Consider the following 12,126-nt stretch of genomic DNA (forward strand, 5'->3'; position numbering starts at 1 on the left):
GTCACAGCCCCATCCGTCGCCTGGTGGCGGCCGGGCGCACGTCCGCGAGGGACTGGACGACCTGGTCCACCATTCCGTACTCCCTGGCCTCCTCGGCCGTGAACCAGCGGTCGCGGTCGCCGTCCCGGGAGATGGTCTCCGGGCTCTGACCGGTGTGCTCGGCGGTGATCCGCTCGATGGTCCGCTTGGTGAACTCCAGGTTGTCGGCCTGGATCTCGATGTCGGCGGTGGTGCCGCCGATGCCCGCCGACGGCTGGTGCATCATGACCCGGGCGTTCGGCAGGGCGTAGCGCTTGCCCGCCGCGCCGACGCTGAGCAGGAACTGCCCCATGCTGGCGGCGAACCCCATGGCGAGCGTCGAGACGTCGTTGGGGATCAGCCGCATCGTGTCGTAGATGGCGAGCCCCGCGTGCACGGAGCCGCCGGGGCTGTTGATGTACAGGCTGATGTCGGTGCGCGGGTCCTCCGCGGACAGGATCAGCAGCTGTGCGCAGATCCGGTTCGCGGAGACCTCGTCGACCTGCGTGCCCAGCAGCACGATCCGCTGCGCGAGCAACTGCTCGGCCAGATGGTCGTCGAACCGGGTCGGAGGGGTGTCGCCCTCCTGGGCCCGGGGCAGCGCTGCCGGGGCCGGGCCGGCGATGAGTGGAGACATCGGCGCTCCTTGTCGAGTCGTCGGGGAGTTCCGGGGAAGCGGTACGCGGCCGGTGGCGCCGCGGTTCCTCCACTCTCGGCCCGCCGCGGACTCCGGCGGGGCTTTCTCTGCCCGCGGCAGATTCGCCACGAGCAGAGCGCTCGGCCCCCGTGGCAGAACCGTCCGAATCGGATTCCGTGCGACCGATGAGTTCTCCGGCTCCCGCCGGTCGACAGTGGTGACCGTGTTCCACGCCCAGGAGGTACTCATGAGCACCGACGGATTCACCACGTGTCTCTGGTTCGACGGCCAGGCGGAGGAGGCCGCCCACTTCTACGTCTCCCTCTTCAAGGACTCCGGCATCGGTGCCGTCACCCGCTACCCCGAGGGCGGGCACCAGTCCACCGGCACGGTGCTCACCGTCGACTTCACGGCCAACGGCCAGAAGTTCGTCGCCCTCAACGCAGGTCCGGAGTTCAAGTTCAACGAGGCGATCTCCTTCCAGATCACCTGTGAGAACCAGGAAGAGGTCGACCACTACTGGGCCAGGCTCACCGAGGGTGGCGGCGAGGAGGGTCCCTGCGGCTGGCTCAAGGACAGGTTCGGCGTGTCCTGGCAGGTCGTCCCGAGCAGGCTCGAGGAGATGTTCCGCGACCCGGACCCCGTGAAGGCGGGGCGCGCCAACAAGGCCATGATGTCGATGCACAAGCTCGACATCGCCGCGCTGGAGAAGGCGTACGCCGGCGAGTGAACTGCCGTCGGCGCGCGGGTAGGGGTGGGGATGACTAGCGTGAGGAATCGGACCATCCTCACCATCCTTGACCACCCACCGGGCCGATCATCCGTACGGGAGGCGGCAGCCATGGCCGTGCAACCTGAAGGAACCCCCTGCTGGGCCGATGCCATGTTCGGTGACGTCGAGGGAGCCAAGAGCTTCTACGGCGACGTCCTCGGCTGGACCTTCGGCGAGTCGTCGTCGGAGTACGGCAACTACACCCAGTGCTACGCGAACGGCAAGGCGGTCGCCGCCGTGGTCCCGCCCATGTCCGGGCAGGAGGGCCACTCGCAGTGGTGCCTCTACTTCGCGTCCTCCGACGCCGCGGCGACCGCCGCGCGGATCCGCGCGGCGGGCGGTGAGGTGCTGATGGAGCCGATGCGGGTCGGCGACTTCGGCACCATGTGCCTGGCCCGGGACCCGGGCGGCGTCGTGTTCGGCGTCTGGCAGGGCGGCACCCACGAGGGGTTCGAGGCGGTGGCCGAGCCCGGCGCGTACTGCTGGGCCGAGGTCTTCACCCGCGAACCCGGGAAGTCGGACGCCTTCTTCCCCGCGGTCTTCTCCTACACGGCGAAGCAGATGGAGGACGACGGGGTGGACTTCCGCCTCTTCGACCTGGGCGACGACACCGTGCTCGGCCGCATGGCCATGACGGACGACTTCCCGCCCGAGGTGCCGCCGTACATCAACGTCTACTTCACCGTCGCCGACTGCGACGAGGCCGTGGCCCGTGCCACCGAGCTGGGCGGGATCCTTCGGTTCGGGCCGATGAGCAGCCCCTTCGGACGGTTCGCGGCCCTGAGCGACCCGCAGGGCGCGAACTTCTCGGTGCTCGACATCACGACGACCGAGGGGGAGATGCCGAAGATCACGGAGGTCTCCTGAGCCCCGTCCCGGCGCCCCGCCGCGCCATGGCATGATCGGGCGCATGCGTGAACGTGTTGTGGCCGCGTGCGACGGGGCTTCGAAGGGAAACCCGGGTCCGGCCGGCTGGGCCTGGGTGGTCGCCGACGCGTCGGAGAGCCCCGTCCGCTGGGAAGCGGGGCCGCTCGGCAAGGCCACCAACAACATCGCCGAACTGACGGCGCTGGAACGCCTGCTGGCGTCGACCGACCCCGACGTACCGCTCGAGGTCCGCATGGACTCGCAGTACGCCATGAAGGCCGTCACCACCTGGCTGCCCGGCTGGAAGCGCAACGGCTGGAAGACGGCCGCCGGCAAGCCGGTCGCCAACCAGGAACTGGTCGTCCGCATCGACGAGCTGCTCGACGGCCGCTCGGTCGAGTTCCGCTACGTGCCCGCCCACCAGGTCGACGGCGACCGGCTCAACGACTTCGCCGACCGTGCCGCCAGTCAGGCCGCCGTTGTCCAGGAGCCCGCGGGCAGTGGCCTCGGCTCACCGGAGCCGCCGCCCGCACCGGACGTCCCGGCGGCGAAGAAGGCACCGCGCCGAGGGCCCGGCACGGCCCGCAAGGGCGGCGGTGCCTCGGCGCGCACCATCAAGGCGAAGTTCCCCGGACGCTGCCTGTGCGGCCGTTCCTACGCGGCAGGGGAGTCCATCGCCAAGAACGACCAGGGCTGGGGCCACCCGGAGTGCCGCACGGCGGCGGCCGGATAGGGCCGGCCCGGGCCGGGCGGGTCTCATGATCACCGACCCCTCCGCTGCTACTCTGAGTAGTCATCTGACCGCTCCGAGTGCGTTCCAGGAGTGAATGTGAAGGTCGCCTGTGTCGGTGGCGGACCCGCCGGCCTGTATCTGTCGATCCTGCTGAAGCGGCAGGACCCCTCCCACGACGTCACCGTGTACGAACGCAACCCGGAGGGTTCCACCTACGGCTGGGGCGTGACCTACTGGCGCGGACTGCTCGACCGGCTCCACGAGCACGACCCCGAGTCCGCGCGCGCCGTCGAGGAGCACTCCGTGCGCTGGCGGGACGGCGTCGCCCACGTGGGCGAACGGACCGCCCGCCACCGGGGCGACGAGGGCTTCGGCATCGGCCGTCACCGACTCCTGGAGATCCTCGCCGCCCGCGCCCGCTCTCTCGGCGTGCGTCTGGAGTTCGAGTGCGAGATCACCTCCGCGGACCCGCCCGCCGCCGAACTCGTCGTGGCGGCCGACGGGGCGGGCAGTGCCCTGCGCACCCGTCACGCCGGTCACTTCGGCACCGAGATCCGGGCCGGGCGCAACCACTACGTCTGGCTCGGCACCACCAAGATCTTCGACGCCTTCACCTTCGCCTTCGTCGAGACCGACCACGGCTGGATCTGGGCGTACGGCTACGGCTTCGGTCCCGAGGGCAGTACCTGCGTCGTCGAGTGCGCGCCCGAGACCTGGACCGGTCTGGGCCTGGACCGGGCCGACGAGGGCGAAGGGCTGGTCCTGCTGGAGAAACTCTTCGCCGACGTCCTGGACGGCCACCCGCTCACCGGCCGGACCTCGGCCGGCGCCGGTGCCCCGTGGCCGACCTTCCGCACCCTCACCAACCGCACCTGGTCCCAGGGCAACCTGGTCCTGCTCGGCGACGCGGCCCACACCACGCACTACTCCATCGGCGCCGGCACCACGCTCGCCCTGGAGGACGCCATGGCACTGTCGGCCGCACTGCGGGAGCGGGGGACCCTCCAGGACGCCCTCGCCCACTACGAGCGGGAACGCAGGGCGGCCCTGCTGCCGTTGCAGAGCGCCGCCCGCTTCAGCGCCCAGTGGTACGAGAACCTGCCCCGCTACATCCACCTGCCACCGGAGCGGATGTTCGCCCTGCTCGGCCAGCGCCACTCGCCCCTGCTGCCGTACGTCCCGCCCCGGCTGTACTACCGGCTCGACCGGGCGGCCGGGCGACTGGAGGGACTGCGCCGGCTCAAGCGCTGGCTGGGGCCGAGGCTCGCGCGGACGCTCCAGGCACGCCGGCCGGCCACGCACGGCCGAAGGACCGCGCCGGGCCGTCCCGACGCGGTGCGGGACCACTCCGGATGACAGACTGACGGCATGGACGAGCGGACATTCGACAGGTCGAACCAGCACGCCTCGGTGGTCGGTCTCGGCACCTGGCAACTCGGCGCCGACTGGGGAGACGTCGACGACAAGGAAGCCCTCACGGTGCTGGAGGCGGCGGCCGAGTCGGGGGTCACCTTCTTCGACACGGCGGACGTCTACGGTGACGGGCGCAGCGAGGAAACCATCGCCACGTTCCTGCGCGGCAGGCCCGACCTGCATGTGCTGGTCGCCACCAAGATGGGCCGCCGGGTCGAGCAGATCCCGCAGAACTACGTACTCGACAACTTCCGGGAGTGGAACGACCGCTCCCGCCGCAACCTCGGCGTCGACGTCGTCGACCTGGTGCAGCTGCACTGCCCGCCGACCCCCGTCTACTCCAGCGACGAGGTGTTCGACGCCCTGGACACCCTGGTCGCGGAGGAGCGCGTCGCCGCGTACGGCGTCAGCGTGGAAACCTGCGAGGAGGCGCTGACCGCGATCGCCCGGCCGAACGTGGCGAGCGTGCAGATCATCCTCAACCCGTTCCGTATGAAACCCCTGCGCGAGGTCCTTCCGGCGGCCCGGGAAGCGGGCGTCGGCATCATCGCCCGGGTGCCGCTGGCCTCCGGCCTGCTGTCCGGCAAGTACACCCGGGACACGGTCTTCGCCGCCAACGACCACCGCAACTTCAACCGGCACGGTGAGGCCTTCGACCAGGGCGAGACCTTCTCCGGCGTCGACTTCGCCACGGGCGTGGAGGCCGCGGCGGAGTTCGCCGCGCTCGCCCCGGAGGGCTGCACCCCGGCCCAGCTGGCGCTGCGCTGGGTCATCCAGCAGCCCGGTGTGACCACCGTGATCCCCGGCGCCCGTTCGCCCGAACAGGCCCGAGCCAACACGGACGCCGCCCGGCTGCCGGACCTGTCCGGGGACACGCTCGCGGCGATCCGCGACCTCTACGACCGCCGTATCAGGGACCAGGTCGAGGGACGCTGGTAGCCGGCACTCGCCGGCCTCACGGCACCAGGAGCAGCTCCCGCTCCCGCTCCTGGTCGCCGGAGGCCGCTCCCTCGTTCCGCGTGCTGAAGGCGCGGGACAGTGTCTCGCTCGCCGCCTCGACGGCCTGCGGCGTGCCCTGAACGGTGACCGTCACCGGGGCGGACAGCGGGGTACCCGCCTCCCGCGGTGCCGAGGACATCTCCGGCGCGGCCGGGGAGTCGAAGGTCGCCGTGCGCACGGTCGCCTGTTCGTCGGCCGGGGGGCCGTCGGGTGCGCCGAAGACGCCCTCCAGCGCCCGGACGATCGCCCGCGCGTCGTCGATGCCGCCACCGCTGAGCGTCACGGTGAGCTGAGTGTCGGACATCCTTCGCCTTCCTCCTGGCCTGCGTCGGTCCCGCCCCGTGTAACCGTCCGCCGACCCCTCAAACCGGACGCCGCCGCCCCGACACGGCGCCTGAGCGCGGGGAACCCGGGAAGAGGGAAGGGAACGCAGGCCGCGGTACCCGGGAGGAACAGTGACGGAAATGGGCGCGACAACGAACTCGGACCGGCGCAGGGGACGCGACGAGACCGAGGAGGAGCGGGCGGACCGGATGTGGACGGACCTGATCCAGGAGGTCCGCGTCGCGCAGATGGGTGTGCAGATCCTGTTCGCCTTCCTGCTCACCGTCGTGTTCACCCCGAAGTACGACGACCTCTCGGACACGAACCAGACGATCTACCTGGTGACGGTGGTCCTGGGGGCCGTGACGACCGGGGCCCTCATCGGCCCGGTGTCCCTGCACCGCATAGTCTCCGGACGGCGCGTGAAACCCCAGGCCGTACGGTGGGCCTCCCGGCTGACCCTGCTCGGCCTGGTGCTGCTGCTCGCCACGATGACGGCCTCGCTCCTGCTGATCCTGCGCGTCGCGACCGACGACGGCTTCGTGCCGTACCTCGTCACCGGCGTGGTGATCTGGTACCTGGTGTGCTGGTTCGGTATCCCGCTGTGGACCCGGCACCGCTACACCTCGCGCTGAGGCCGGTCAGCCTTCGGCCATGAGTTCCGCGAGGAAGTCGTCGACACGGACCTCCTCCCTGCCCGGCCGGACCACGGTGTGGGTCTCGCGCAGGAAGGCCTCCACGGCCGCGGCCCACACGAACACCACGGCGCGGTGGCGTTCCCCGTCGGGCCGGGCGTCGCCCAGCAGTTCGATGCGCAGCTCGTCCCACAGGCCCCGCGACTCGGGGCGCAGTCGGACGTCGCCCACGCCGACCGGGCGGGTGAGGCCCTCGCCCACCATCTCCCGGTCCAGCGTCCAGCGGGCGAGCACGCGGCCGTCATGGCTGAACACCACGGTGAGCGCGAAGGGGTCCGCGGCCTCGTAGCCGAAGTGGGCGAGCACGGGGAAGCGGTCGGCGTCGCCCGCCTGGAGCTGCACCACCAGAGTCTTGTGCACGAGGGAGTTCACGACGGGGGCCTCCAGGAGAACGGACGTAGAGCCCCTCTAGTACCCCGCCCGTCCGCAAGATGCTCAGGCGTACGGGTGATTCGCCCGCGTCGGGTTTCACGAACGGGTTCAGGACCGGCCCAGTGCCTCGCGCAGCGCGGGCAGCAGGGTCTTCTCCGACCAGTCCAGGAAGGCGGGTTGCGACTCGCCGCCGATCTGCACCAGGGCGATCTCGGTGAACCCGGCCTCGGCGTAGGGGCGTACGGCCTCCACGAAGGCGTCCGGGTCGTCGCCGCAGGGGATCGACTCGGCGACGTCGTCCGGGGTCACGAACTGGGTGGCGGCCTCGAACGAGTCCGGGTGCGGGAGTTCCGAGTTGACCTTCCAGCCGCTGCCGAACCAGCGGAACTGCGCGTGGGCGCGCTTGATCGCGGTGTCCCGGTCCGGGTCGTAGGACACCGGCAGCTGGCCCACGCGCGGTTTGCCCTCGCCGCCGTGCCGGTCGAAGGCCTCCAGCAGGCTCGGCTTGGGCTCGGTGGCGATCAGCAGGTCGGCGTGCTCGCCCGCGAGCGCGCAGGAACGCTCCCCGGAGACGGCGATCCCGATCGGCGGCGCGCTGTCCGGCAGATCCCACAGCCGGGCCGACTCCACGTCGAAGTGCGTGCCGCGATGGTTCACGTGGCCGCCCTCGAACAGGGCCCGGATGATCTCCACGGCCTCCGTGAGCATCTCGTGCCGCACGTCCACGGACGGCCAGCCGCCGCCCACCACGTGCTCGTTGAGGTTCTCGCCCGAGCCGAGCCCCAGCCGGAACCGGCCCTCGGACAGCAACTGCAGTGTCGCCGCCTTCTGCGCCACCACCGCCGGGTGGTAGCGGAACGTCGGACACGTCACGTAGGTCATCAGCGGGATGCGGGAGGTCGCCTGGGCGGCGGCGCCCAGCACGGCCCACGCGTAGGGCGAGTGCCCCTGCGAACGCAGCCACGGGAAGTAGTGGTCCGAGGTCACCGAGAAGTCGAACCCCACCTCCTCGGCCCGCACCAGATGGCCGACGAGTTCACGGGGGCCGGCCTGCTCGGTCATCATCGTGTATCCGATTTGCACCATAACGGGCGAGTCCCCGGCCAGACGGAGCGAAAACGGAGAGAATCCTGGGGCATCCGAGGGCATCCGAGGGCATCCTGGGGGCAGATGTCAGTCCGCGTCCTCCCGGAACGTTTTGAGGACGGCGGCGAGCGCCTGCTCGTTCGGGGCGTCGTCCCAGTCGTCGGCCGGAGTCGTCCAGCGCAGCGAGAAGCTGCGTCCGCCGCCGAGGAGGAAGCCGCGGCCGAAGGTGCGTACCCGGGCGCCGTGGTCCCGGGCGACCCACTCCATGTCGGCCGCCTCGCGTCCCCGGTACGTCGTCGCGCGGATCTCGCCGACCCTGCGGTACTCGCCCGACCGCTCCAGGCCGGGCTCGACGTCGTCGCGCCAGACCGCCACGGGATCCTCGCCCGCGCGCTCGCTGTAGGTGACCGCGAGGGTGCGCGGGTCGCCGGACGAGCCGAAGACGACCCGGTACGCCACGTCCGGCACCCGCGAGGTGTCCAGCCGCCGCCAGTCGTCGGGAAGGGCGACGGAGAAGCCCTCCGGCGCGTCGTAGCGGCGGAACCCGGCCGGTACGGCGTCGCCCGGCTTCGACGGTGAGGGAGTCGCGCTCGGCGGGGGAGCGGGGGAGGCGGGAGCGGTGCCGCCGGTGGGCGGTGAGGCGGGGGTCGAGGGGCTGTGCCGGGCGCCGGTGGCGGAGCCGCCCGTGCCGGGCCGCCCTTGGGTGGCGACGAGGACGGCGACCGCGACCGTGACGACGGCCAGGGCCGTCCCCGCGAGCATCGTGCGCCGGCTCCATTCGCCGCTCATGTGCCGGGCGGCGGCGCACGCGCCCCGCGGCCGGGGGTGGGGCACCTGGCGCACGGCGGCGTCCGGATCGTCCGTCAGCACCCGGACGAGGGCCTCGCGGACCACCGGCCGGGTCAGCCGCTCCCGCGAGTTCTTGCGGAGGAGCCCCTGCACGGCCCGGGTGAGCGGACCGGCGCGCACCGGGGTGCGCAGCGGCAGCCGGTCCACGCCCTTCAGCGTCGTCTCGGGCCGGCCCCGGTCACGGAACGGCGGACGGCCCTCGACCATCGTGTAGAGGATCGCGCCCAGCGTCCACAGGTCGGCCGCGGGCCCGATCCGCTCGTCGCGGGCCTGCTCGGGCGAGGCGTACGAGGGCGCGGTGAGCCGCGGCGCGAGGGTGGCTCCGGCCAGCCCGAAGCCGGTGACGACGACGGTGCCCTCCTCGCCCACGAACACCTGCCCCGGGCTCAGCTCGCCGTGTGTGACACCGAGGTCGTGTGCCGCGTCCAGCACCTTCAGCAGCTCCAGACCGATGCGCGCCGCCCGCACGTAGTTGAACGTGCCCTGCCCGTCCAGGAGTTCGGCGAGCGGTACGCCGCCGACCCATTCGGTCACGGTCCACAGGGACCCGTCCGCCACGACCGCGTCGACCACCGCGGGGACCCTCCCGGGGCACAGCGACTGCATGGTCTCGCAGGTGCGGACCACCCGGCCGGGTACCCTGCGGGCGGCCTCACCGGCCTGTTCCTCCGGGAGCCCGACCCGTGTGACCAGACACGGGCGGCCCGTCCCGGTGTCCTCCCCGGACCAGCAGACCCGGTTCGTCTCACGGTGGACGACCTCGAGCAGGCGGTACCGACCGGCGACCAACTCGTGTGTGGAGACGTGCGCCCTGCCCATGGCCATCCCTCGTTCGCACCGCTGGCTCTCAGCTTGCCCAGAGGTACGGTCGGCGGGCCGTGTTGTGTTCAGCGAATGCGCGAGCCGGGCCATATCTGACCCTTATTCAAAAGCAGCGAACTCGTGCGCGACGGCGAATTCCGGAAAAGCGGCCGTGCGGACGCGCACCGCCTCTGAACTGGGCAACACCGTGCTCCCGTGCGGCCCCGCATTTCCGCCAGCGGTGCGCGTGACATCGCAAATACGGGGCCGACCTGCGGGTAACCCGCGGTAAATGCGGATCTCGCGCGGGAAATCGGTGTCAGCGCAGCCCGAAGCGGTCCGCCCAGGCCGTCATATCGGTGGTCGTGGCGTTGCCTCCGCACACCACCAGGCCGATGCGGGCGCCGCCGCCCACCCGCTCCACCACGCGCCGGGCGGCGGGCACCAGACAGCCGGCGGCCGGCTCGGTCCACACCTTGCCGTGCTCGGCGAGAGCCAGCGAACCCTCGACGGCCTCCCGGTCCGGCACCACGAGCACCTCGCCGACCAGCGCCGACACATGGTCGTACGTGAGCTGTGAGACGGACGGGGCGCTGAGCGTGGTGACGATCGAGGACAGGGGCACGGTGAGCGGCCCGCCCGCCGCCAGCGCCCGCGACATGGCCTCGGCGCCCTCGGTCTCCACACCCCAGATCCGCACGTCCGGCCGCAGGGTCCGCAGCGCCGCCGCCACCCCCGCGATCAGTCCGCCGCCCCCGATACTCACGATCACGTCGGTGAGCTCCCCGGCGTCCTCGGCGAACTCCAGCCCGACGGTGCCCTGTCCCGCGATCACCACGGGGTCGTCGAAGGGGTGCACCAGGGTCAGGCCCTCCTCGCGCAGCCGGGCCACCAGCGCGAAGGCACTGTCCATGCCGTCGGTGAGCCGCACCAGCGCGCCCGCCTCCTCGGCGGTCTCCACGGAACGGGCCGGTGCCGTGCGCGGCATGACCACCGTGGCCTTCACGTCGAGGGCGGCGGCCATGACCGCCACGGCGATGCCGTGGTTGCCGCCGCTGACCGCGACGACACCGGCGGCCCGCTCGGCCTCGGTCAGCGACAGCAGCTTCGCCGTCGCGCCGCGTGCCTTGAACGAGCCGGTGCGCTGGAGCAGCTCCAGCTTCGCGGTGACCGGGGCCCCGAGCAGCGCGGACAGCCCAAGGCTGGGCACGGTCGGCGTGCGTACGACGTGTCCGGCGATCCGCTCGGCCGCGGCTTCGATCTCCGTGATCCCGATCAAGGCAGTCATCCTTCCGGCGTGGGCGGTGATCCGCGCCCCTTCGCACCCTTTCGCGCGGCGCGCCCAAGGTCAACACGTTCCCGAGGGCGCGGGCGAGCGGCGTCGCGGATCACGGGTCCTCAGAGGTCGCGCCGCACCAGGAAGTCCAGCAGCGACCGCAGCTCCCGGGCCGTCTCCGCCCCCGGTGCCACCTCGGCGAGCGCCGCCTCCGCCGCGCCGAGACACCGGTGCGCCTCGGCCAGTGCCGCCGTACGCCCGCCCGCCTCGTCGATCAGGGCGGCGGCCTCCTCGGGATCCGCGGCGTCGGACGCCAGCAGTGCGGCCAGCCGCCGCGCGGCCGGAAGGGGAGCGTCGAGCGCCGCCAGCACCGGCAAGGTCTTCTTCCGCTCCCGCAGGTCGCCGTGCACGGGTTTGCCGGTGACGGCCGGGTCGCCCCAGACGCCCAGCATGTCGTCGATGACCTGGAAGGCGATGCCGAGGTGCCGCCCGGCCCGGTCGAGGGCGGCGGCCGTCGTCCGGGGCGCCCCGCCGAGCACGGCACCCATGGCCGCCGCGCAGCCCAGCAGCGACCCCGTCTTGTGCTCGGCCATCGCCCGGTACTCGCCCGGCCGCACCCGCTCTGGGCCCGTCCACGGACGCTCGGTGAACAGCAGGTCGTCCGCCTGTCCGCGTACCAGGTCGTTCAGCGCGGCGGACAGCAGACGGACCGTCCGGGGGCCTGCCGGGGCGGCGGCGAGCGTCTCGACGGCCAGGGCGAACAGCGCGTCGCCCGCGAGGACGGCCGGCCCGGTGCCGTACGCCTTCCACACGGCGGGGCGGCGGCGCCGCGCCGGATCGCCGTCCATGATGTCGTCGTGCAGCAGCGAGAAGGCGTGCACCAGCTCCACCGCGACCGCCGCGGGCACCCCCGCCCGCCCGGACGCACCGGCCGCCTCGGCGCCGAGCACGGCGAGTGCCTGCCGTACGCCCTTGCCGCCGGAGGCGCCGACGCCGGCGGGCGCGCCGCCCACCTCGCACCAGCCGAAGGAGTACGCGGCCATCTCGGCCACCCACGGGTGCAGCCGCCCCACGGCCTCCTCCAACGCGGGCCGCACCAGTGCGCGGCTGCGGCCGAGGACCTGCGGAGCGCCCACCGGCGCGGCCGCCGCCGTGATCGGCGCCGTCACCGTACGGCCTCCGCCACTGCCTGGGCCTGCGTGCCCGCGTGTGCCTGTTCCGCCGCGTGGGCCTGCGTGCCCGCGTGGGCTTGCTCCGTCGCGTGGGCCTGCGTGCCTGCGTCGG

13 protein-coding genes are annotated in these 12,126 nt (G+C 72.4%); 6 read left to right on the plus strand and 7 right to left on the minus strand.

Features of this window, described 5'->3' with window-relative positions; all coding sequences use genetic code 11:
* Position 1 precedes the first annotated feature (1 nt).
* The gene (locus tag ACFW48_RS06615) at positions 2 to 655 is read right to left on the minus strand and encodes an ATP-dependent Clp protease proteolytic subunit (RefSeq protein ID WP_386311009.1); all 654 of its coding nucleotides are present in this window, start codon (positions 653 to 655) and stop codon (positions 2 to 4) included.
* A 247-nt stretch (positions 656 to 902) separates the two neighbouring features.
* Here ACFW48_RS06615 and ACFW48_RS06620 point away from each other — a divergent pair, with 247 nt between their 5' ends.
* From ACFW48_RS06620 to ACFW48_RS06640, 5 genes are all read left to right on the plus strand, one after another.
* Positions 903 to 1,385: a VOC family protein gene (locus ACFW48_RS06620; RefSeq protein ID WP_386311010.1), complete on the plus strand. Its 483-nt coding sequence runs from the start codon at positions 903 to 905 to the stop codon at positions 1,383 to 1,385.
* 111 nt (positions 1,386 to 1,496) lie between these two features.
* Positions 1,497 to 2,294: a VOC family protein gene (locus tag ACFW48_RS06625; RefSeq protein ID WP_386311011.1), complete on the plus strand. Its 798-nt coding sequence runs from the start codon at positions 1,497 to 1,499 to the stop codon at positions 2,292 to 2,294.
* A gap of 31 nt (positions 2,295 to 2,325) precedes the next feature.
* Positions 2,326 to 3,027 (plus strand): ribonuclease H, encoded by a 702-nt coding sequence (locus tag ACFW48_RS06630; protein ID WP_386311013.1) that lies wholly within the window; start codon positions 2,326 to 2,328, stop codon positions 3,025 to 3,027.
* Positions 3,028 to 3,117: 90 nt separating this feature from the next.
* On the plus strand, positions 3,118 to 4,383 hold the full coding sequence (locus tag ACFW48_RS06635; RefSeq protein WP_386311014.1) for an FAD-dependent monooxygenase: 1,266 nt from the start codon (positions 3,118 to 3,120) through the stop codon (positions 4,381 to 4,383).
* A 12-nt stretch (positions 4,384 to 4,395) separates the two neighbouring features.
* Positions 4,396 to 5,379 carry an aldo/keto reductase gene (locus ACFW48_RS06640; RefSeq protein ID WP_386311016.1) on the plus strand — a complete coding sequence of 328 codons (984 nt, stop codon included), beginning with the start codon at positions 4,396 to 4,398 and terminating at the stop codon, positions 5,377 to 5,379.
* A 16-nt stretch (positions 5,380 to 5,395) separates the two neighbouring features.
* Here ACFW48_RS06640 and ACFW48_RS06645 read toward each other — a convergent pair whose 3' ends face one another.
* Positions 5,396 to 5,743: a hypothetical protein gene (locus ACFW48_RS06645; RefSeq protein ID WP_386311018.1), complete on the minus strand. Its 348-nt coding sequence runs from the start codon at positions 5,741 to 5,743 to the stop codon at positions 5,396 to 5,398.
* Positions 5,744 to 5,903: 160 nt separating this feature from the next.
* Here ACFW48_RS06645 and ACFW48_RS06650 point away from each other — a divergent pair, with 160 nt between their 5' ends.
* Positions 5,904 to 6,398, plus strand: coding sequence for a DUF6328 family protein (locus ACFW48_RS06650; RefSeq protein WP_386311020.1), 495 nt, complete (start codon positions 5,904 to 5,906; stop codon positions 6,396 to 6,398).
* A 6-nt stretch (positions 6,399 to 6,404) separates the two neighbouring features.
* On the opposite strand, the gene ACFW48_RS06655 is transcribed toward ACFW48_RS06650, so the two are convergent.
* The 5 genes from ACFW48_RS06655 to ACFW48_RS06675 all read right to left on the minus strand — a co-directional run bounded on the left by ACFW48_RS06655 (position 6,405) and on the right by ACFW48_RS06675 (position 12,011).
* Entirely contained in the window at positions 6,405 to 6,830 is a 426-nt protein-coding gene (locus ACFW48_RS06655) for an SsgA family sporulation/cell division regulator (RefSeq protein WP_386311022.1), read from the minus strand.
* A 108-nt stretch (positions 6,831 to 6,938) separates the two neighbouring features.
* Complete coding sequence (locus ACFW48_RS06660) at positions 6,939 to 7,916, minus strand: LLM class F420-dependent oxidoreductase (protein ID WP_386311024.1); 978 nt, start codon at positions 7,914 to 7,916, stop codon at positions 6,939 to 6,941.
* An 87-nt stretch (positions 7,917 to 8,003) separates the two neighbouring features.
* Complete coding sequence (locus ACFW48_RS06665) at positions 8,004 to 9,590, minus strand: serine/threonine protein kinase (protein WP_386311026.1); 1,587 nt, start codon at positions 9,588 to 9,590, stop codon at positions 8,004 to 8,006.
* Between the two features lie 295 nt (positions 9,591 to 9,885).
* The gene (locus ACFW48_RS06670; protein ID WP_386311028.1) at positions 9,886 to 10,845 is read right to left on the minus strand and encodes a threonine/serine dehydratase; all 960 of its coding nucleotides are present in this window, start codon (positions 10,843 to 10,845) and stop codon (positions 9,886 to 9,888) included.
* Between the two features lie 119 nt (positions 10,846 to 10,964).
* Positions 10,965 to 12,011 carry a polyprenyl synthetase family protein gene (locus tag ACFW48_RS06675; protein ID WP_386311030.1) on the minus strand — a complete coding sequence of 349 codons (1,047 nt, stop codon included), beginning with the start codon at positions 12,009 to 12,011 and terminating at the stop codon, positions 10,965 to 10,967.
* Between the last annotated feature and the right edge of the window lie 115 nt (positions 12,012 to 12,126).

This window comes from Streptomyces sp. NPDC058812 (assembly GCF_042744565.1).
Taxonomy (GTDB): domain Bacteria; phylum Actinomycetota; class Actinomycetes; order Streptomycetales; family Streptomycetaceae; genus Streptomyces; species Streptomyces thinghirensis.